This window comes from Haladaptatus halobius (assembly GCF_020618475.1).
In the GTDB taxonomy this organism is placed as follows: Archaea; Halobacteriota; Halobacteria; order Halobacteriales; family Haladaptataceae; genus Haladaptatus; species Haladaptatus halobius.
On the sequence record NZ_CP085336.1, the window covers coordinates 1,173,275 to 1,192,113 of the forward strand.

At 62.1% G+C, this 18,839-nt stretch carries 21 protein-coding genes and 1 pseudogene; 12 read left to right on the forward strand and 10 right to left on the reverse strand.

Annotated elements, in window-relative coordinates:
* Positions 1–198: 198 nt before the first annotated feature.
* The 3 genes from LIW51_RS22890 to LIW51_RS22900 all read right to left on the reverse strand — a co-directional run bounded on the left by LIW51_RS22890 (position 199) and on the right by LIW51_RS22900 (position 4,607).
* Positions 199–1,707 (reverse strand): Coenzyme F420 hydrogenase/dehydrogenase, beta subunit C-terminal domain, encoded by a 1,509-nt coding sequence (locus LIW51_RS22890; protein WP_227377396.1) that lies wholly within the window; start codon positions 1,705–1,707, stop codon positions 199–201.
* Complete coding sequence (locus tag LIW51_RS22895; RefSeq protein ID WP_368411832.1) at positions 1,700–3,406, reverse strand: nitrite/sulfite reductase; 1,707 nt, start codon at positions 3,404–3,406, stop codon at positions 1,700–1,702. Before LIW51_RS22895 ends, LIW51_RS22890 begins: the two co-directional genes overlap by 8 nt.
* Positions 3,407–3,653: 247 nt before the next feature.
* Positions 3,654–4,607 carry a PHP domain-containing protein gene (locus tag LIW51_RS22900; protein WP_227377398.1) on the reverse strand — a complete coding sequence of 318 codons (954 nt, stop codon included), beginning with the start codon at positions 4,605–4,607 and terminating at the stop codon, positions 3,654–3,656.
* 104 nt (positions 4,608–4,711) lie between these two features.
* Between LIW51_RS22900 and LIW51_RS22905 the strand changes: the two genes are divergently transcribed.
* Positions 4,712–4,876, forward strand: coding sequence for a hypothetical protein (locus LIW51_RS22905; protein ID WP_227377399.1), 165 nt, complete (start codon positions 4,712–4,714; stop codon positions 4,874–4,876).
* Positions 4,877–5,064: 188 nt separating this feature from the next.
* Here LIW51_RS22905 and LIW51_RS22910 read toward each other — a convergent pair whose 3' ends face one another.
* Positions 5,065–5,721, reverse strand: a complete 657-nt coding sequence (locus LIW51_RS22910) for an O-methyltransferase (protein WP_227377400.1) — start codon at positions 5,719–5,721, stop codon at positions 5,065–5,067.
* Positions 5,722–6,146: 425 nt separating this feature from the next.
* Between LIW51_RS22910 and LIW51_RS22915 the strand changes: the two genes are divergently transcribed.
* A complete protein-coding gene (locus LIW51_RS22915) occupies positions 6,147–7,229 on the forward strand; it encodes an AI-2E family transporter (RefSeq protein ID WP_227377401.1) in 1,083 nt (360 codons plus the stop codon).
* Between the two features lie 56 nt (positions 7,230–7,285).
* Here LIW51_RS22915 and LIW51_RS22920 read toward each other — a convergent pair whose 3' ends face one another.
* Positions 7,286–7,945, reverse strand: a complete 660-nt coding sequence (locus LIW51_RS22920) for a helix-turn-helix domain-containing protein (RefSeq protein WP_368411811.1) — start codon at positions 7,943–7,945, stop codon at positions 7,286–7,288.
* Between the two features lie 124 nt (positions 7,946–8,069).
* Between LIW51_RS22920 and LIW51_RS22925 the strand changes: the two genes are divergently transcribed.
* Positions 8,070–8,777, forward strand: coding sequence for a DUF502 domain-containing protein (locus tag LIW51_RS22925; RefSeq protein ID WP_227377403.1), 708 nt, complete (start codon positions 8,070–8,072; stop codon positions 8,775–8,777).
* Here LIW51_RS22925 and LIW51_RS22930 read toward each other — a convergent pair.
* Positions 8,774–10,003 (reverse strand): Zn-dependent hydrolase, encoded by a 1,230-nt coding sequence (locus LIW51_RS22930; RefSeq protein WP_227377404.1) that lies wholly within the window; start codon positions 10,001–10,003, stop codon positions 8,774–8,776. The genes LIW51_RS22925 and LIW51_RS22930 overlap by 4 nt on opposite strands.
* Before the next feature lie 176 nt (positions 10,004–10,179).
* Between LIW51_RS22930 and LIW51_RS22935 the strand changes: the two are divergent.
* The 3 genes and pseudogenes from LIW51_RS22935 (at position 10,180) to LIW51_RS22945 (ending at position 12,066) form a co-directional block, all read left to right on the forward strand.
* Positions 10,180–10,898 (forward strand): annotated as a pseudogene (locus tag LIW51_RS22935) (ABC transporter ATP-binding protein).
* A 70-nt stretch (positions 10,899–10,968) separates the two neighbouring features.
* On the forward strand, positions 10,969–11,448 hold the full coding sequence (locus LIW51_RS22940) for a DUF4112 domain-containing protein (RefSeq protein ID WP_227377405.1): 480 nt from the start codon (positions 10,969–10,971) through the stop codon (positions 11,446–11,448).
* 66 nt (positions 11,449–11,514) lie between these two features.
* Positions 11,515–12,066: an Ntn hydrolase family protein gene (locus LIW51_RS22945; protein WP_227377406.1), complete on the forward strand. Its 552-nt coding sequence runs from the start codon at positions 11,515–11,517 to the stop codon at positions 12,064–12,066.
* Between the two features lie 33 nt (positions 12,067–12,099).
* Here LIW51_RS22945 and LIW51_RS38685 read toward each other — a convergent pair whose 3' ends face one another.
* On the reverse strand, positions 12,100–12,228 hold the full coding sequence (locus tag LIW51_RS38685; RefSeq protein ID WP_255767529.1) for a hypothetical protein: 129 nt from the start codon (positions 12,226–12,228) through the stop codon (positions 12,100–12,102).
* A gap of 391 nt (positions 12,229–12,619) precedes the next feature.
* Here LIW51_RS38685 and LIW51_RS22950 point away from each other — a divergent pair, with 391 nt between their 5' ends.
* The 3 genes from LIW51_RS22950 to LIW51_RS22960 all read left to right on the forward strand — a co-directional run bounded on the left by LIW51_RS22950 (position 12,620) and on the right by LIW51_RS22960 (position 13,876).
* Entirely contained in the window at positions 12,620–13,081 is a 462-nt protein-coding gene (locus LIW51_RS22950; RefSeq protein WP_227377407.1) for a hypothetical protein, read from the forward strand.
* A gap of 157 nt (positions 13,082–13,238) precedes the next feature.
* Positions 13,239–13,505 (forward strand): hypothetical protein, encoded by a 267-nt coding sequence (locus LIW51_RS22955; RefSeq protein WP_227377408.1) that lies wholly within the window; start codon positions 13,239–13,241, stop codon positions 13,503–13,505.
* Positions 13,506–13,684: 179 nt separating this feature from the next.
* Entirely contained in the window at positions 13,685–13,876 is a 192-nt protein-coding gene (locus LIW51_RS22960; protein WP_227377409.1) for a hypothetical protein, read from the forward strand.
* 5 nt (positions 13,877–13,881) lie between these two features.
* On the opposite strand, the gene LIW51_RS22965 is transcribed toward LIW51_RS22960, so the two are convergent.
* Together LIW51_RS22965 and LIW51_RS22970 are read right to left on the reverse strand one after the other, a co-directional pair.
* On the reverse strand, positions 13,882–14,085 hold the full coding sequence (locus LIW51_RS22965) for a hypothetical protein (protein ID WP_227377410.1): 204 nt from the start codon (positions 14,083–14,085) through the stop codon (positions 13,882–13,884).
* 153 nt (positions 14,086–14,238) lie between these two features.
* Positions 14,239–14,631, reverse strand: coding sequence for a DUF7344 domain-containing protein (locus LIW51_RS22970; RefSeq protein WP_227377411.1), 393 nt, complete (start codon positions 14,629–14,631; stop codon positions 14,239–14,241).
* 186 nt (positions 14,632–14,817) lie between these two features.
* On the opposite strand from LIW51_RS22970, the gene LIW51_RS22975 reads away from it, so the two are divergent.
* From LIW51_RS22975 to LIW51_RS22985, 3 genes are all read left to right on the forward strand, one after another.
* Complete coding sequence (locus tag LIW51_RS22975; protein ID WP_227377412.1) at positions 14,818–15,819, forward strand: Cdc6/Cdc18 family protein; 1,002 nt, start codon at positions 14,818–14,820, stop codon at positions 15,817–15,819.
* A gap of 188 nt (positions 15,820–16,007) precedes the next feature.
* Positions 16,008–17,387 carry an aspartate aminotransferase family protein gene (locus tag LIW51_RS22980; RefSeq protein ID WP_227377413.1) on the forward strand — a complete coding sequence of 460 codons (1,380 nt, stop codon included), beginning with the start codon at positions 16,008–16,010 and terminating at the stop codon, positions 17,385–17,387.
* A 20-nt stretch (positions 17,388–17,407) separates the two neighbouring features.
* The gene (locus LIW51_RS22985; protein ID WP_227377414.1) at positions 17,408–17,797 is read left to right on the forward strand and encodes a Rid family detoxifying hydrolase; all 390 of its coding nucleotides are present in this window, start codon (positions 17,408–17,410) and stop codon (positions 17,795–17,797) included.
* 10 nt (positions 17,798–17,807) lie between these two features.
* Here LIW51_RS22985 and LIW51_RS22990 read toward each other — a convergent pair whose 3' ends face one another.
* Complete coding sequence (locus LIW51_RS22990) at positions 17,808–18,461, reverse strand: DUF8102 family protein (protein WP_227377415.1); 654 nt, start codon at positions 18,459–18,461, stop codon at positions 17,808–17,810.
* Between the last annotated feature and the right edge of the window lie 378 nt (positions 18,462–18,839).

The window sequence follows — 18,839 nt, forward strand, 5'->3', positions numbered from 1 at the left end:
GTACAGCCAGCCCAAGGCCACGACGACGTGCTCCCACCCCATCGACGAGACGGATCGCGGGAAGCGAAGCATCACTTTTCTCATGGTATCGGTCAGTAGTTATATAATTCGGATTCGTAACTACGTTAATCTTGAGGTGGCCGTCGGGGAAGCACCGGCGCGAACTTCGCGACAGAAACCAGAGAGGAAGACGAAAAATCAGTGGTCGGCTTCGTGGGGATTGCGCTCGGTACCGTACGCCTCGGCGTGGTCGGTGTACTCGATGAACCGCGGTGCGTCCGGGTCGAACGGTCGTTCCAGCGAGGAGAACGCCTTGTCCTTGTCCCAACTCTGCAGCCGTCCGATGGCACTCCGGTTGTAGAGATCGTCGTATTCGAGATCCGGTTCGGCGTGGTTCCACGCTTCCAGTCCGGTTTCAGTCCGGACGATGACGCTGGAGTACTCGTCCGGACTCCCTACGGAGCCGACGGTGAGGTCGGCGCAGTACCCCGTGAAGTCGGCGCACTCGTCACAGCCCTTGAGCGCGGCGTCGTGGAAGTTCTTGATAGATTCTTCGAACGCGAGTTCGCCGTCGTGGTCGTACACCCGCAGTTCGCCGTCGAGTACGTCGAGTTTGCCGATGTCCTCGGGCGAGATATCCCGTTTCTCCTCTAACTGCTCGCCGATGAGGCGCTCGTGGTTGAAGTTCTTCGTGCACATCAGCGCAATGGTGTAGTCGATGGCGCGCACGCCGCCCTCCTGGGATTGGTAGTCCCAGTCGAAATCTTGGAGCGCGCGGATGCCTTCGATTTCACAGGGCGTCCCAACGATAGCGAGGCTCATCTCGTCGATGCTCTTGTCGGGAAGCTTGTGCTCCCAACGCGAGAGGTCTAAGTTGCCGAGCGCCATCGTCTGATTATAGAAGCTCCCGGCGTTCTCGACCAGTTCCTCGTGGTTCGTGGCGAGGAAGCTCTCGGCCTTCCACGCTTCCTCGTCTGATTCCGTGGCGATCAGTGCGCCGTCTATCTCGCCCGCTTCGAGGAGATGGCTGAGTATTGACGTGACGACGCCTCCGTCCTGGGCGTTCTCGCGCCAGTCGTCCGACACCTTCGCGGAGAACTCCGTTATCGGGTCGCCCGCGCCCGAGACGTTGTCGTCGCCGCCGGTTATCTTCCACTGGCGCTCGTAGCGCAGGCCGCCGCGGGGACAGAAATCCCAACAGAGCGAACAACCGGTACACATCTTCACCAGTTCTGGCAGGTCGTCGTCGCCGATGCCGATGGAGTCCGATGGACAGGCGGCGACGCAGGTGCCGCACTGGATACAGCGGTCTTCCTCGATGACCGCCTCGTCCAGCTCCATGAACCACGTCTTGTCGTCCGGCGTGTCGATGTCGTTCATCTCGCTTCGGATGGAGTAGGAAGGCGTGTCGAGTTCGACGCCTTCCGGCACGCCGGGTCGGGCCGTCGGATTCCCGCCGTCCACGTCCTGACTCGTGCCGACCGACGGCTCGGTGAACTCAACGTCGCCGAGGTTCCCGTCGTCGTCCACGTTGGCGGGCCGCGCGCCGCCGTCGGAACGAAGCCCAGACGCGGTTCGCGTCGCGTCGCCTCGTTCGCCGCTGCCCGTCGCGGCCTCGTCCGCGGAACACGTACACCGGCCGTCCTCGCAGCACTCGTCCGAGTCGGCGGCCGAGCCGGGCACGCCGGGCATCGATCGCTCAGTCATCCTGCGCCACCCCCTTTGAGACGGGCGCGTCGGCGCGCTGCATGACGGTTCGAAGTCGGTCGTCGTCGGTTCGGCGGTTCCACTCGTAGAACCGTTCGCCGTCGGCGCGCTCGTCGACGTAGGCCTCGAAGAGTTCCTCGATGGCCGGGATGACCGCGTTCGCGGGAACCGCGGTCTCGACCCAATCGATGAATTCGTTGTCCGCGCCGAGCGAACCGCCGAGGCCGAAGTCCATCCCTTCGACTATCGCGTCGCCCTCCTCGTTCGTCGTCTCGTCGGCGTCCTCGACGTTCACCGTCTCGCCGCGGAAGCCGATGTCAGCTATCTGGGGCTGCGCGCACGACGCCGAACAGCCGCTCATGTGCATCCGCACGACGTCCAGGTCGTCGGGCGTATCGATCCGCTCATCCAACGCCTTGGCCCATCGACGGACGCGGTTTTTCGTTTCGATGATGCCGTAGTTGCAGAACTCGGAACCGGTGCAGCCGACGGCACCCCGAGAGAACGGTCCAGGGTCGGGCTGGTAGTCCTCCGCGAAGGGTTCGTCGACGAGTTCCTTGACGCCGTCGTCGGGAACGTGCGTTATCAGGAAGTTCTGGTCGGTGGCGAGTCGGAGCGTCGCGTCGTCGGTGCCGTGACGCCGCGCCGCGCGCGCCGCTTCAGCGAACTCGTCGCCGCCCATTCGTCCCGCGATGACGTTGAATCCGACGTACCGGAGGCCCTCTTGCTTCTGGTCGTGGATTCCGACGTGGTCACCGGTGTAGCTCTCGGAGCGGTCGACGCCGCGCGAGCGAAGGTCGACCGAACAGCGGTCTCGAACCGCCTCCTCGAAGTTCTCGACGCCCATCTGCTCCACGAGATAGCGCATCCGACAGACGCCGCGGTTGTGGCGGTCGCCCAACTCCTTGAACACCTGCGCGACGGCACGACAGAACTCGACCGTGTCTTCCGGGCGAACGAACACGTCGAGCGGGGAGGCCATGCGCGGCCCGTCCGAGAGACCGCCGCCGACCTTCGCGTGGAAGCCGTAGTACTCCTCGCCGTCAATTCGCTTCCGGGCGGGCGTCAGGCCGATGTCGTTGATCTGCGACTGCGCGCAGTCTTCCCGACAGCCGGTTACCGTCATCTTGAACTTCCGCGGCAGGTTCGCGTACTCGCGGTTACCGGTGAAGAAGTCGGAGACGGCGTCGACGACTGGCTGCGCGTTGAAACACTCGTGGTCGGTGAGACCCGCCGCGGGGCAACCGAGAACGTTCCGGGCGCCGTCGCCGCAGCCCTGGACGGTGGTGAGACCGACTTCGTCGTAACGTCGCCAGATTTCGGGCATGTCCTCGATCTCTATCCAGTGCATCTGGATGTCCTGTCGGGTCGTGATGTCGAGGAAGGCGTCGCCCCAAACCGAGTTCTGATTCTCGCCGCCGTGCGCGTCGGGCGCGGTTGCGAAGTCGTCGGCGACCTCGCCGATGACTTCGGCCTGTTCGGGTGTCAACCGGCCACCGGGCACCTTGGTGCGGAGCATGAAGTAACCCCGGTGCTGGCCGTGTTTGTACAGACCGGCCCACTTCAGGCGCTCCCACTCGCCGTCGCCGGCGCGAGCTTCGATCTCGTCGAACGACAGTCCCTCGTCAGCGTACTCGTAAACGTCCTCGATGACGTCCAGCGGGTGTTTCTCCTGCTTCCACCGCTCAACCGTGTTCACGACCGTCACCCCCGTCGTCCGTCGATATCGCGCTCGTCGAACTAAGCTGATTGATAACTAGCGTCATGCTAGAAGCGTGTGCGCCGACTCGCTTTTACTCCCGTATCCAGGCAGCATCTGTCGAGGGTCACCGATACAAGCAGGTCTTGCGCCTATCTATGATGGGGTGACCAGGATGGGCGAAACGACCGAAACGATCGAAAAGACCGAACCGACTGGAACACCCGAAACGACGACGACGCGGCCGTCACCCGAGTAGAAACGGTTGCGTACTCGCCTCGCTTCCCTCCGCGGTCACGAGTCGGACACGAACGTATTCGACCCCGTCAGGTAGAGCGCGGTAGCGGAACGAATCGCCTCGACCGACGACTTCCCCGTCGGCGATCCATTCCACGTCGCAGTCGCCCGCGACCACCCGCAGCGTACCGCGGTCGGGGTCGTGACGAATCGCGTCGATATTCGGCGGCGACCCCTCGTCCGGAACGAATTGCCAGTAAAATCGACCCTCCTCGACGGCCGCGCGAACTGCCGCTTCCGTTACGTCAGTGAGCAGCAACACGTTGTAGGCGTGGTCGAAACCGTACCCCATCTCGCGTCCGTGGTAGTCGTCGTTGGCGAACCCCCAGACGGCGCGGCGGTTGCCGAGTCGCGACTGCACCGCGTCCCAGACCCCCCGATCGGTCGCGTACCGATCCGTCGCGTTGACGACCTCCAACCCGAGCAGTCGTGGATGCACTTCGAAGCGTTCGACGTACCAGTCGACGTCCGACGCGTCGTGGTACCGACCGGGGTGAGCGAATATCGCCACGCCGTCGCGCTCGGTGATCGCGTCGAGCGCATCGTCGACCGTCATGCCGGTCGTGTCCGCGAGGTCGTTGAAAAGGCTCAGCGTGTCGTGGGGGATTCGGTCTGCGTCGCCGCCGAGCTCCACGCCCTCGACGCCGACCATCTCCGAATCCGCGGGATTCCGATTCCACCTCTCCCACGGCCAGTTCGACGATTCGACGGTGTACTCGTGGTCGGTCAGGGCGAGCGCCGCGTATCCCGCCTCGGCGTAGGCGTCGATGACTTCGTCCGGCGGTTCGTTTCCGGAGTGGCCGTCGGTCGACGGATGGGACGAGTGGGCGTGAAACTGGGCTTTTCGCCGGTTGACCCGTTCCCAATCGACCGACTCGTACGGATTTGCGAGCAGTTCGGGCATTCGTTCGAACGTCGGTCGGCACGCCGATAGATGTTCGCTTCGAGGAGCCCACTAGGCTTATCCTCGACCCGAATGGCCTACACTTCGAGGCAGGTGAGTGTCCAATGAACTCGACAGATACCCGTGAGACAGTTCGTGAGACCGCCGAGGCCGCGTTGCTGTTCGGCATCGTGGCCGTCGCAGCGATCGTCTTCGTCCCGATAGCGGGCGCCAAACTCGCCGCGGAAGGACGCGTTCGAACGGCGCTCTGGTGGCTCGTGCGCGGGTAGTCGCATCCGGGCTGACCCAGTACCCGTCCTGTGTGAATCCCCCGTCCCATGTAAACACTCCACAAAGCATTTTACCGAAGCGGCCGAAGCAAGAAGCGTGACGAGATACCCGTGACACGGAATGGAGGTCTGGCGCCAACACTCCGACCTCATCTCGTCACCGCCTCTGACATTTCGATAAGGAAGAATTATTTCCGGTAGCTCACGGCGATTCCTTCGCCCAACGGGACGACCGACGTTTCAAACGCGGGGTCGTCGCGCATCGTCAACAGATACTCCGCGATGCCGCGGGTCTCGTCGTCCATCTCGGGATCGTCACCCTCCAGCGCGGCGAGGATGGCGTCGAAATCCTGGATGCCGCTGACCATCGCGTTGTCGGCGACGACGACGCCGCCGGGCGCGACTTTCTCCCGAACCGCCCCCAGCGCCTCGGGGTAGCCGTCCTTGTTGTGGTCGACGAGCACCACATCGAACGGACCGTCGTAGCGGTCGATCGTCTCGTTGGCGTCGCCGTTCTCGAAGACGGCGCGGTCGGCGAAACCGCCTCGTTCGAGAAACTCGCGGGCCTCGCGCAGTTCGTCGGCGTCGTACTCGGTGAGCACGATTTCGCCGTCCTCGGAGAGCGCCCCGGCAAACCAGTAGGCGGAGTAGCCGAACCCCGACCCGAACTCGAAGATTCGCTTCGCGTCCACGGCGCGCGCCAGCAGTCGGAGGAACTGCCCGACCTCACGCCCGACGGTGGGGAAGTCCTCGCCGCGCTCTTCCATCTCGCGGAGCGTCTCGTCCGGTTCGGGAATCGCGGCGCGCAGGAACCGTCTCGTCTCGTCCGGCAGGATATCCGTCATACGTTACCGCACGTCGGCAGGCGGGTTAATACTCCGGGGTTTTCGGAGGGCGCGCGCTCGAAAGGTAGTCTGCGACCCGATAACTAGTCGGTCATCTCTCGTCTCGTCCCTTGGTGAGGACGAAGAATGCGACGGTGAGCAACAGCCAGAGGGCTACCATCCGGACGCCCGCTTCGCCCGTCTCCCTCGTTTCGACGTTTTCCGCGGCCATTGACTCGTGAGTCGGCGAGGACGCTGATAAAGGTGGTGGGGACACCTCCGCGAAGTACAATCGAGTCGATACTCGGTTCGCTCCATGCGGTCGGAAAGTCGCGATTTCCGCCACCACGCATCCGAGTCGGGCGAATATCCTACTCGCGTCGGCGTCTGACTTTCCAAGAGAATTATCAGTATCTCTATCGTACACTGGCCGTAGAGGGAGCGAGATGCAACTCTGGAACGAGCGGGGGTCGGACGGAGGTAGAATCGGTTGGTGGTTGTTCGCGGTCGCTCTCGTCGTAGTCCTCGTCGTCTCGCTCGACGCCTACCTCGGCTGGTCGATATTCGGTCTCTTCCTGTACTATGTTGCCCGTCCCATCGCCAGATGGCTCCGGCGTCGCGGACTGTCGTCGGGCGTCGCCTCGTTCGTCACACTCGGGGTCATCATCCTCCCCTTCGTCGCCCTCCTCGGCGCCATCGCCGTCGTCGCGTTCGGCCAACTCTCGTCGGTTCGACCGGTGGACGTGGAACGGGTGGTACGAATACTCTTCCCCGGCACGGACATCGAGACGATTCCGACCGACCCGAGCCGACTGTACGACTCGGTCTCGGAGCTGCTCCGCGACCCTTCCATCCGTTCCTTGCTCGGCCAGTTGCGCGAGGTCGTCGGGACGTTCGCGGTGCAAGCGTACGGCCTGTTCCTCGCGTTACTCTTCGTCTTCTTCGCGGTGCGCGACGAGGAGCGGATCGCCGACTGGTTCCGTTCGACCGTCGCCGACGAGGGGACGACCGTGTACGAGTATCTGCGGGCGGTCGACCGCGGCCTGACCTCCGTCTACTTCGGCTACACGCTCACCATCTTCGTCATCATCGTCCTGTCCGCCGTTATCTACAACGTCTTGAATCTCGTTGCGCCGCCCGAAATGGCGATCCCGCAGACGATGCTGGTCGCCATCGCAACAGGGCTCGCGACCATCGTTCCGCTCATCGGTCGGTCTATCGTGTACCTCCTCGTCGTCCTCTATCTTGGGGTCGTTGCGGTGCAATCCGACCCCGCGCGCCTCTGGTTTCCCGTCCTCTTCTACGTCATTATGGGGTTCGTGTTCGACAACGTCATCCGAACCTACGTGCGACCGTCCCTCTCCGGCCGCATGTTCCACACCGGACTCATCATGTTCGCGTACCTCCTCGGCCCGCCTACCTTCGGCTGGTACGGCATCTTCCTCGGCCCGTTCGTCATGGTCGTCGTCGTCCAATTCCTGTGGCTGGTGTTTCCGCGGATGCTCCATGCCGACGGTGAAAACGGGTAGGCGAGCGACACCGGAAACGCCGGTGTCCGCGTTCGGCCGGCGGTGGCGAAATTAGACTATCGGCACTCGTCGTCCCTGACGACGAGCGCGTTCGATATCAGGTTCTTGTACGCCCGTCGGAGACGTTCCGAGAGCGCCTGGTGCGAGATGCCGAGTTCGTCGGAGAGCTGGTCGCCGGATATCCCCCGTGGAATGTCGTAGTAGCCGCGTTCAAAGGCGGCCACGAGCGTTTCGTACTGCTCCTCCGTGAGGCTGTACTGCCCTCGCCGAGGGGACTGATCCATTCGATATATCTGCTCTATCTCGATGGGGATGTCGTTGACCTCGCAGAAATCGTACGTCTCTCCCAAAGAGTCCCGGTCGGGGAACATGATTTGGAGTCGCCACTCGCCTTCCTTTCCGGTCGCGCCGACGATGGTTCCCTTCTCGTCGACGAGGATGTGGACGACGAACTGCGTCTGCCCGACCCACTCCATCCGGTAGAGCCACTCGCCGTCCGCCTCCACGAGGAGTTCCACGCCGCCCGTCGTCGGGTCGTCTTCGAGGGCCGCCCGGAGATCGTCCGCGTGTTCGGGGTCGGCCGTCGCCCAGATGTAGGGCATCACCTTCCCCGTTTCGTGTGCGACGACGCGCTCGACTTCGAATTCGACCTCCGGAATGCGTTCGAGTGTCGTCTGCAGTGCGAATCCCGCCGCCGAGAGCCGCACAACAGCCATGGTACTCATACGCGTTATACGGCTCACTCACGAAAGACTCTGCCGGCGAATTCTCCGATGGCGGACTCGATGCCGGCAGGTGCAGGCGGTACGCTCTTTATGTAGTACTCTCGTGTGATGAACGATGGACGATTCCGAGAGTTTGTCTTTATTCGAGGTGGTGCGCGAGGCGGCGCTCACCGGCGTAACCGTCGTCGTTCCCTTGCTCATCACGGTGTACGTTATCGTCGTCTTGCTCGATTTCGTGGCGAAGGTGCTCAGACCGCTGCTCAAGTTCGTATCAATATCCTCGATATATGTCTTAGGAGGTATCACTACGATGACCGTTTTCGCGCTGATTCTGGTCGTCGGTTTCGTCGCTCACTCGCCCTTCGGCGAGCGAGCGATCGACAGCTTCGACCAAGTTATCAGTCAAGTGCCAGGATTCGGAACCGTCTATCGGAGTTTCCGACGGATGGGCGACGCCATGATAGAGAGCGACGCCGACCACTTTCGGGACGTGAAACTACTCGAATTTCCGACCGACGACAGCTACACCATCGTCTTCGTGACGGCGGAGACGCCGAAAGGGATTCGAGAAGCGGCGGGCGAAGACGCCATGACGACCATCTTTCTCCCGATGGCTCCGAACCCCGTCATGGGCGGGTTCGTCGTCAACGTCCCCGACCACCAACTCTTGGACATCGACCTCACGCTCGAAGAAGCGTTCCGAGCCGTCGTCACCAGTGGGGTCGGCATCGACGAGATGAATGTCGGCGGCGACGGCCTCTCGGAGGACGAACTTCGACAGCTAACGGGGTACGACCCGGCGACCAGCCGGAGCCGCGATTAGCGCGCCAGCGAGGCGAGCGCACCGGCGAGCACCCGCGTCGAAGCGGCGCAGTCGTTCCATTCCGTCCACTCGGCAGGGTTGTGCGAGATGCCATCGCGCGAGGGCGCGAACAGCATCGCCGCGTCCGTCACGTCCGCGATTCGCATTGTGTCGTGGGCCGCCCCCGAGTGGAGGTCGACGGTGTCGATACCTGCGTCCTCGGCGGCCTCGTGCGCCGCCTTCCGGCATCGGTCGCTCATGTCCGTCGGTTCGAGGTCGAACTCGCGGTCGAACCTCGTTTCGACCCCGCGTTCCGCTTCGAGGCGGTCGAGGGCGTCCCGCGCCCGGGAGACGATCTCGTTCATCGCCTCGTAGTTCACGTCGCGGATGTCGACGCCCATCTCGACTCGCCCGGGGACGACGTTCGTCGCGTTCGGGCGAACGTCGAGTTTTCCGACCGTCCCGACCGCCGTCTCTCCGACGTTGGGGGCGGCGCGCTCCACGTCGAGGACGAACTCGCTCGCGGCGGTCAGCGCGTCGGTTCGTTCCGACATCGGGGTGGCCCCCGCGTGGTTCGCTTCGCCAACGATTTCGGCGTCGCAGTGCGTGATACCCGTGATGGTCGTGACGACGCCGACCGGGATTCCTGCGCGTTCGAGGCGCTCGCTCTGTTCGACGTGGAGTTCGAGCCACGCGTCCCAATCGCTCGCGTCGATTCGGCCCTTACCGCGGAATCCCGCGGTGTCGAGGGCGTCTTCCAGCGTCGTCCGCCCGTCGGTCAGCGAGAGCGCCTCCTCGACCGAGCGGTGGCCCGTCGCGACCGACGAGCCGAGTAAGCCGTCGGCGAACCGCTGACCCTCTTCTTCGGTGAACGAGACGACGTCGATCGGCCGGGTCGGTTTGACGCCGCCGTCCCGCATCGTTCGAACCGCTTCCAGCGCGGCGTAGACGCCGAGCGGACCGTCGAAGATACCGCCCTCCGGAACCGAATCGAGGTGGCTCCCCGCCGCGACGGCGGCGACCTCCGGATTCGCGCTCTCCGGCATCCACCGACCTGCGATGTTACCGACCGCGTCCACTCGAACGTCGAGTCTGGCGTCTTCGAGACGTTCGACGAAATACTCGCGCGCCCGTCGGTTCGCCTCCGTGCCGGTGAGCACCGTTCGTCCGCGTCCCTCGCCGTCGAGTGCGCCGAACTCGGCGTTCGCCTCGATATCGTCCCTGAGTCGCTGACCGTCGACTTCCATGCCACAGCGAAAGTACCCCGTGAGTATGAATCTCGGTGTCGAAGAGATTACTTATCCGTTGAATTTAGTTCGGGCTCGCCGGACGCCCGCTCGGAGCGGTGAAAGGTTCTCTCCTGCGGGCGTTCTGCGACTGCCAAACACTCAAGTTCTGTTGATATCGAGGATCAAACATTTCAGTGATCGATGTGTCTAACTTGCGGAAGAAATACGGCGAGTTCACAGCCGTCGAAGGAAGTCGCTTCTCGGTGTCCGAGGGCGAGGTGTTCGGCATCAACGGGCCGAACGGGGCAGGGAAGACAACGACGCTGAAGATGCTGGCGGGTCTCATCGAACCGACGAGCGGAACCGCTCGCGTCGCGGGCTACGACGCCAGCGACCCCGAGATGTGAATGAAGTTGGGGTTCCTCCCCGAGGAGTCGCCGCTGTACGAGGACATGACGCCGCTCTCGTATCTGGAGTTCTTCGCCGACCTCTACGACGTTCCGACCGAAATCGCCGACGAGCGCATCCGTCGCACGCTCGACCGCCTCGAACTCGACCACCGCGACCGACGGCTGGGGACATGTCGAAGGGGATGCGGTGAAAGGTCGCCATCGCGCGGTCGCTGGTCAACGACTCCGACGTGCTCGTGTACGACGAACCAGCGAGCGGTCTCGACCCGCTCACGACGAACTACATCATCGAGTTGACGCGCGACCTCGGCGAATCCGGCAAGACCGTCGTCTTCAGCGCGACCTACCTGCTTCCGGAATCGCCCGCGAACACGGTCACAAAGCTCGCTATCGGCAGTCAGACTTCGTTGACGCACGCGATGGTCGGCGTCTACGTAGTGGGGTCGGTCGCGGCGTACCTCGGCGTTCGGCGGTTCGTCGGTTCGCGGGGACTCGGAACGTAATCGTCCGAGAGAAGCGTTCGCCGCGCTCGCAGGCACCGGATTTATTTGACTACGACGATAGTTATCACCTATGACTGGGGACAGAAAAACATTCGACAGAAACGCCGCATTCCGCGGCGACTTGGACGATGAACTGCCGGAAACGGTCGACAGGGCGGCCATCGAGCGCATGCGGACGGTCGCGCGGGTCTTCGACGATTTCGTCCGGGTGCCGGGGACGGAATTCCGGGTTGGCATCGACCCCGTGCTCGGCGCGCTCCCGGTCGTCGGCGACGTCATCAGCGCGGGCCTCTCGCTCTATATCGTCCTCGAAGCGGCCCGCCTCGGCGTCTCGTACACGACGCTCCTGCGGATGATAGCGAACGTCACCATCGACGTCGCAGGCGGGTCGCTCCCTTACGTCGGGGGCATCATCGACGCCGTTTGGAAGTCGAACAAGCGCAACCTCGAACTGGTCATCGAAGACCTCGTGACCGACCCTCTCCGCGAGGAGTTCGGCGGCACGGGGTTCGACGACGATAACGACGTGGTGGAGATCGAAGTCGAGTAGCGGGAGTCGAGTGCGTCCACGGGTAGCGGCAACAACTCTCTTTTCCTCGCTGGTCGAACCCCAACCATGGCAACTGTACTGGGAGTCGCCGGCCCCGACGGTGCCGTGCTCGCAGGCGACCGGCGGGAGACGAGCAGAGGATCGGTCGAGAGCGAGACGGTGCGGCGGGTGTTCGACTACGACTTCGCCGGGGCTGCCGTCGTCGGCGAGGTCGGGGCGATACAGGAGTTCGACAGGCGGTTCGGGGCCGAGCTACGAACCTACCGAGTGGAGACGGACGAACCGATGGCCCTCGACCGCGTTGCCCGGACGGCGAGCGAAATCGCGGAAGCGGTCGGCGTCGATACGCTCGTCGTGGCGCGCGACCCGGAAGGGACGGTTCCGCTCCGCGAGGTCGGGAGCGACGGGCGCGTGTTATCGACCGACACCGCCGCGCTCGGAAGCGGCGCGTCCGTCGCGTTCGGACGACTCGAAGATGCGGACACCGACGAGGAACTCGACGCCGTCGAAGAACTCGTTCGAGAGACGCTCCGCGTCGTCGCCCAACGAAATTCGGATACCGGCACCGACGTCGACGTGTTCCGTCTCGAACGTGCGACCGACGCGGACGCTCCGTGATTTCGCACCGTCTCCGCGACCGCTCACGCGACGCTACTCGGAGTCCGTCTCGTCTTCCTCGTCGATGACGGTCAGTTCCGCCGATCCGCATTCCGAGCATTTCGGACTGAAGATGGTCACCGTCTGTTCCGTTCCGCACTCGTCACAGACGACCCTCGTCACGCGTCCCCTCCCTGCACCGGCGGTCTCCGCGCTCGGCGATAGTCGATACCTCGCTTCGTTCGGTTCGTACCGTTCCCCCCGTCGCTACCGGTAGTCGAGTAGTCACTGACAGTTGAGTAGTCGCTGATAGCCTTCTGAGATCGATCATTATTTTACCTCTAGATAGTCCGCATCGTGTCGCGATGCTTACCGAGAAGTATCACCGTCAGCCCCTAACGGTTGGTCATAAAGTATTAGTGTTTTCTATCTAACTGTTTCGTCGGATTTCGATTCGTGGTGAGTCGACGAACGCGACGTTCGGAACTATTTCGTACTCACGTCGTTGGAGAGCGACCGAAAACGGTGACTTCCGTTGACGGGGATTTAACTACGGTCGGTGAGACGTCGTCGCATGGGTTCTGTGGACTTCTCGCAGGACATCCTCGCAGAAACGCTCGACGTCTTCGCTGCCGCCGACCCGCCGTCCGCACCGCTCACGACGAGCGAAGTCGCGGACGTCCTCGACTACACGCGACGCGCGGCGTACGACCGATTGAACCGCCTCGTGGAGCGCGGTGACGTGGAAACCAAGAAGGTGGGCGCTCGCGGGCGCGTCTGGTGGCGGCCGCGAACGGGTGCGGCCGAGGAAGTGTCCGACGACCTCTACTCCCAGCCCGAGATCAGAGAACTACTCAAGGCGAACTACCGTGCCGCGCTGGCCGGTGAGACCCGCGAGTTCAAAGCGCGCCGACGTTCCATCGGCACGTCCGACTCACGGAACGGAAACTCTTCGACGCGCTGTTCACCGAGCCGACCGCGAGCGATAAGTAGGACGCGACGACCGCGGACGCGGCGTGACCGATCGGATTGGTAGTCCGGTCTGTCGACGCAGGAAACGTACCGATTTTCGCCCGCCATTACTTTCAAAGAAAGCTGAAGATTGAAATCGACGCATTGGTATCGCTCCGGTACCCAATATCGCTACGGCGTGCGAACGGTTCCAGTACGCGGCCGAAATTTCACCGATACTCATGTTCGACCGATTCACTAACGCGTCCGAGAACCGGACGGATCTCGACCGAGACCATCGGGTCGAGATTCGATGTCCCGAGACGTTAGAACTGATAGCGACCGAGCACACGGATCCCGACGACTGGGATTCCGACGTGCGCGACGGGGAGGGAATCGCCACGTACGACTGCCCGGAGTGCGAAGGCGAACATCGGTATCTCTGGGGGCCGCCCGTCCCGCTCCTCGAAACGAACGAGGACGAACCGTCGCTGTTCGACGACGAGTAGCAGTGTCGCGGGACGCTACGAGTCGAGACCGCGACAGAAACACGTTGCTCGGCATCGTTCGACCGCGACCGACTCCCGGACGAGAGCGATAGGAACGCGAACCGAGCGACTGTACGATGCGATCATCGAAACGGCGGTCACTCCCCCGAACTACGGCGAACACGATGTCGACGAAGTAAGTGTTTGAACACGCACTCGTTCCCCCCGACGAGGCCGATGAGAGCGAACGGAACGACCCAGACCGTGAGGAGGAAGGCTACGGCCGTGGGGCCGTCGTGGAGGGTTGCTCCTTTTTTGTAGGCACTCGTGATTCTAGTCCACGTTTAAACGAGCGAGACGACGTAAAGACCCGTCGTGACGACGACCGGTAACGTGATTAGATACCGACCGAACAGGAAACTGTAACCACTCCCAAGGAGAAGGCTCCAACGGTGTACCATAGCAGTTCCGCCACGGAAGTACGACCGTAATTGTACGCCGGAAACACTACCACGAACAAAACGAGGGTGACGAGAGAGAGGACACACCCGCCGAGGAGCGCGAATCGGCGACTGCTATCCCACGAGGCATATGTTAGCATGTCGACCCAGCCGACTTCGTAACGGATAACGGTTTGCCAAGACCGAATGAACGCCGCGAATCGCGCCGAGCGACGGTCGAATCGCTATCGCTCGAACGCGTCGAAATCGTCGGAAGGCGAATTCGGTCGAAGTCGGTGCGACCGTCGCGTTCGTCAGTTTGTCTCCTCGGCACGGACTCGAAGTAACCAGTCGTCGAGGCGGTCGGAACGTCGGTACTGAACGGTTCGGCCCTCGCGCTCGATGACACTCGCGTCTTCGAGTTTCGGAAGATGAGCATGAGTGAGCATCATCGATATATTCTGACATGTTCCGTCCGTCGATTCGTCTCCCGATTGCCGGAGATGCTCCGCGAGTTCGGCGACCGTCGCGGTATCGTCGGGCATCTCCCTGAGAAATTCGAGAACCATTCTCCGCTTCCGGCTAGCGAGCAATTCTAACGTCGCACTGACCGAGAGCGAGACGGTTCGTGTCGGGGTAGGGGCGTTCCCCGCGGGAACGTTGTCCGCGTCGATGGAGTTTGTTTCCTCTCCTTCCTTGGTAGACATTCTCTTACACCATATATAGTAATGATATGATACTACGTAAGAGTTTCGCCGAAATACGTAGCCGATACTCTCCATTCTTGTTGTATTTACATAACCTCTAACTTTCGATAAAGGACGACGAATCGGAAGAATCGGAAGTAACGCAGTTCCGTTTATTACGTCGGGGGAAATATCGAGTGCATAGACATGATACGCGATGCTCGCGTCCTACAGTCCCAGTTCATTCCCGACGAGGTCGAGCATCGCAACGCCGAGGTCAACGCCCTCTCGAACACGCTCAAACCCATCATGGACGGACAGACCGGAGAGACGTCGCTCCTATTGGGGCCGTCCGGTGCGGGGAAAACCTGCATCGCCAACTACACCGTCGAGCGCCTGCGCGAGAACGTCCTCGACATCGACACCCGGTACGTCAACTGCTGGCAGGAGTACACCCGATTTCAAGTACTGTATCGGCTACTCGACGGCATCGGTCGGACGGTCGATATCCACCGTCGCTCAACGCCGAAAGACGAACTACTCGACAGGCTCCGAGGGTACGACGAATCGCAGTTCGTCGTCATCCTGGACGAGGTCGACCAACTCGAAGACAAGAGCGTACTCTACGACCTCTATCGGATGCGGAACGTCTCGATGATACTCATCACCAACCGGGAAGCGGAGCTGTTCAGCCAGTTGGACGGTCGCCTGACCAGCCGGTTACAGACCTGCGTCCGCATCCTCTTCGAGAAGTACCACCTCGACGAACTCGTCTCCATCCTCGAATCACGCGCTCGATGGGGGCTTACGGAGGACGGAATCGGAAACGAGCAGTTGGCCATCATCGCCGACGCCGCCGCCGGGGACGCTCGAGTCGCGATCGGCATCCTCAGAAATGCGGCACGACGCGCCGACCAGTCGGGCACTGAGCGAATCACGACCGAAATCGTCCGCGAGGCGGTTCCGGACGGCCGCCGCGAAGTCCGCCAGAAGACCGTCGAACAGCTCAACCCGCACCAGCGCGCTCTCTACGAGATACTGCAGGACGAAGGGGAACTCGACCCCGGAGAGCTCTACGACGCTTACGCTGAGCGCGTCGACGAACCGAAGACCAAGCGGACGGTTCGCAACTATCTCGCCAAGATGGATCACTATCGACTCGTCGTCGCCGACGGGAAGAACCGTGCGCGCACGTACCGGTCTCGCTGATTTCCGTCCCATCGTCTCGCGTGAACCGTCACCGCGACGTCCGGCGGCGCACCGTTATTTTGATACGGAAACTGTGTATGTCATCACCTATTATCGAGATGAAACTGCGATGCGAATTCAGTTTTCGTATATGGTCTGAATAGAATTCGTGGACAACTTATTTATAACTGTTCCACATGGTTTCTCGTATGACGGCCGGTCCACCCATCGACCAACTGCACTACGAGGACGCACCGAACGTCGACGCCGTGCCGGGGCCGAACTCCCGCGAACTGTTGGAGAAACAGCGCGAAATCGACAGTAGCGCCGTCGCCTATCCGGAGGACATCCCGGTCGCGTTCGAGGAGGGCAAGGGCGCGACGGTTCGCGACGCCGATGGAAACACGTTCATCGACATGTTCGCCGGTATCGGCGTGCTGAACGTGGGACACGCGAACCCGTACGTGCTCGAAGCGGTGCACGAACAGGCGGACAAACTCGTCCACACGGTCGATTTTCCGAGCGACGCGCGCCTCGAACTCATCGAGAAGCTTGACGAGATAGCGCCGGGGGAGTTGCGGGGAGACAACCGCGTCGTCTTCGGCGGACCGACCGGCAGCGACGCCATCGAGGCCGCCATCAAACTCGCCAAGTACAACACGGACGGGAACAGCCTCATCGCCTTCCGGGGAGCCTACCACGGCGCGACCAGCGGCGCGATGAGCCTCACCGGGAACAAGAGGTTCAAAGGCCACTACACGCCGCTCCTCTCGGACGTCGTCCACGCGCCGTATCCCCACCCGTTCGGACAGGAGAAGACCCCGCAGGAGGCGGTCGACCACGCGCTCGAAGAGGTGCGGGCGATACTCGAAGACCCGTACGGTGGACTCGCCAATCCGGCGGGCATCTTCGTTGAACCGATTCAGGGCGAAGGGGGCGTCATCACGCCGCCGAAGGGCTTCCTCGAAGGGTTGCGTGAAATCGCCGACGACAACGACGTTTTACTCGTCTTCGACGAGATTCAGAGCGGGCTCGGTCGCTCCGGTCAGTGGTGGGCGAGCGAGTGGTACGACGTGACGCCCGACGCAATGACGACCGCCAAAGCGCTCGGCGGTGTCGGCTTCCCGCTCTCGGCGACGATGTATCGCGAAGACCTCGACACGTGGGGATCGGGCGACCACGCGGGGACGTACCGCGGTCACGTGGTGGCGATGCGCGCGGGCACACGGGCCATCGAGTATATCCAAGACCACGACCTGCTCGCCCACGGGCGGGAGGTCGGCGACTACATTCGCGACCGACTACGCAAGGCCGCGGCGGAGACCGGCCGACTCGGCGAGGTTCGCGGAAAAGGGTTGTTCATTGGCGCCGAGTTCGTCGATTCGAACGGGGAGCCGGACGGCGACACCGTCAAAGCCATTCAGCAGCACTGCTACGAACGCGGCGTCCTCGTCTGGAAAGCCGGGCGACACGGAAACGTCCTCCGCCTGCTCCCGCCGCTGGTGCTCGCCGAGGAACTCGCGGAGACGGCGATGGACGTCATCGTCGAGGCAATCCGCCACGCCACCGCCGAACAACGCGCCGCCTGAATTTCCCCTATCCGAAAACCATGAGCGAAACAGACCGAATCACGACGGACGACGCACCGCGCACCGACAACCCGTACTCGCAGGGGGTTCGCGCCGACGACACGCTGTATGTCTCGGGGTACGGCCCAGTCGACCCCAAGACCGGCGAGGACGTCGAAGGCGACATCCAGGCACAGACTGAACGGGTGTTGGACAACATCGCCGCCGTCGTCGACGAGGCGGGCGGTGACGGTCTCGCCGACGTAGTCAAAGTCACCGTCTACCTGACCGACCTGGACGACTACGACGAGGTCAACGAGGCTTACGCCGCGCAGTTCGTGGGCGACCCTCCCGCGAGAGTCTGCGTCGAAGTGTCGCGCCTCCCCAGCGACGTGCGCGTCGAGATGGACGCCGTGGCGTATCTCGGCTGAGCGGCAAAAATCAGTCGTTCAGTTCTTCGACTCGTCGGTCGCGCTGCTCCGTCGCGGCGTCGACCCTCTCGATGAACTCGCTCATCTGTTCTTTCATCTCCGAGCGCATGGAGGTCGCGGAGAAATCTCCGGATTCGGCGAGGAGGCGGACGAACGCGCGCAGTTCCTCGTCGGTGATCTCCTCGAAGTCGCCGAATTCGAGTTTGTCGATGACCTCGTCCACGTCGATGCGGCCGACCGGGTCGACGTTGAAATCGACGGTCACCATTCGGTAGTCCGATCCCGCGAGCTCCTGTTCGGCTTTGTTGACGCCCTGCGCGAGCATGTCCTTGAATGGGGTGTAGTAGCCCATCGTCCCGAGGTGGAGGAACGCGAGCATGTCGGTGATGCCCCGCGTGTAAGCGTCCCTCGCATCGTCGTCGGGGTTGAAGACGGTCTCCCGGTCGCGGTCTTCGAGGTGTTCGAAGAGTATCGTGAAGTCGAGGATGGCGTTGCGGAGACGGCGGCGAATCCGATTTCGCTTCTGTTTCTTGGAGTGTTCGGTGTAGTCGGACTTTCGTCCGATGAGGTACTCCCTGTCGCTCGGCGTGAGGATACCCCTATCCCGGTCGGCGGAGTACGCGAGGTCGTTCGGGGGCTCTGTCTCGTCGGGCTGGTCGCTCATACACAGAATTTGTGTATAGACGGGATTAAGGGTTACGAAGCATTTCGAAATCGTTCGATGTTCGGTGCGTAAGAATCGATAACTTCGAACCAACTCGTCGAATCGTCGCGCTCGACGGTGGCAGTACGTCAGACGCGGAAACAAAACTCGTTCGTTTAGCGTTAATATTTACCGTCTGTTCTGAAATGGTTTTGATAGCAGCTTCGAATATTGGTCGCCGTGCTGATACTCAACTCGTTGCTGCGTGCTACCAAATTACTCTGTTATTACTGTACACAATTAACGTTCTCGAACTCTATTAGTAAACGTATTCTGTAACCATGGGGTTCAATAATCGTAATATTTATCAGGGTCTTTCACGACTGGTGGAGTGTATGG

What these genes read in the sequence shown, in the direction of transcription:
- LIW51_RS22920 (WP_368411811.1), bottom strand. Translation starts at nt 7,945, where the DNA reads ATGGCTGTTGTGCGGCTCTCGGCGGCGGGATTCGCACTGCAGACGACA.
- LIW51_RS22990 (WP_227377415.1), bottom strand. Translation starts at nt 18,461, where the DNA reads ATGAGCGACCAGCCCGACGAGACAGAGCCCCCGAACGACCTCGCGTAC.
- LIW51_RS22910 (WP_227377400.1), bottom strand. Translation starts at nt 5,721, where the DNA reads ATGACGGATATCCTGCCGGACGAGACGAGACGGTTCCTGCGCGCCGCG.
- LIW51_RS22915 (WP_227377401.1), top strand. Translation starts at nt 6,147, where the DNA reads ATGCAACTCTGGAACGAGCGGGGGTCGGACGGAGGTAGAATCGGTTGG.
- LIW51_RS22950 (WP_227377407.1), top strand. Translation starts at nt 12,620, where the DNA reads ATGGGTTCTGTGGACTTCTCGCAGGACATCCTCGCAGAAACGCTCGAC.
- LIW51_RS22890 (WP_227377396.1), bottom strand. Translation starts at nt 1,707, where the DNA reads ATGACTGAGCGATCGATGCCCGGCGTGCCCGGCTCGGCCGCCGACTCG.
- LIW51_RS22905 (WP_227377399.1), top strand. Translation starts at nt 4,712, where the DNA reads ATGAACTCGACAGATACCCGTGAGACAGTTCGTGAGACCGCCGAGGCC.
- LIW51_RS22900 (WP_227377398.1), bottom strand. Translation starts at nt 4,607, where the DNA reads ATGCCCGAACTGCTCGCAAATCCGTACGAGTCGGTCGATTGGGAACGG.
- LIW51_RS22925 (WP_227377403.1), top strand. Translation starts at nt 8,070, where the DNA reads ATGGACGATTCCGAGAGTTTGTCTTTATTCGAGGTGGTGCGCGAGGCG.
- LIW51_RS22940 (WP_227377405.1), top strand. Translation starts at nt 10,969, where the DNA reads ATGACTGGGGACAGAAAAACATTCGACAGAAACGCCGCATTCCGCGGC.
- LIW51_RS22930 (WP_227377404.1), bottom strand. Translation starts at nt 10,003, where the DNA reads ATGGAAGTCGACGGTCAGCGACTCAGGGACGATATCGAGGCGAACGCC.
- LIW51_RS22980 (WP_227377413.1), top strand. Translation starts at nt 16,008, where the DNA reads ATGACGGCCGGTCCACCCATCGACCAACTGCACTACGAGGACGCACCG.
- LIW51_RS22955 (WP_227377408.1), top strand. Translation starts at nt 13,239, where the DNA reads ATGTTCGACCGATTCACTAACGCGTCCGAGAACCGGACGGATCTCGAC.
- LIW51_RS22970 (WP_227377411.1), bottom strand. Translation starts at nt 14,631, where the DNA reads ATGTCTACCAAGGAAGGAGAGGAAACAAACTCCATCGACGCGGACAAC.
- LIW51_RS22985 (WP_227377414.1), top strand. Translation starts at nt 17,408, where the DNA reads ATGAGCGAAACAGACCGAATCACGACGGACGACGCACCGCGCACCGAC.
- LIW51_RS22945 (WP_227377406.1), top strand. Translation starts at nt 11,515, where the DNA reads ATGGCAACTGTACTGGGAGTCGCCGGCCCCGACGGTGCCGTGCTCGCA.
- LIW51_RS22975 (WP_227377412.1), top strand. Translation starts at nt 14,818, where the DNA reads ATGATACGCGATGCTCGCGTCCTACAGTCCCAGTTCATTCCCGACGAG.
- LIW51_RS22965 (WP_227377410.1), bottom strand. Translation starts at nt 14,085, where the DNA reads ATGCTAACATATGCCTCGTGGGATAGCAGTCGCCGATTCGCGCTCCTC.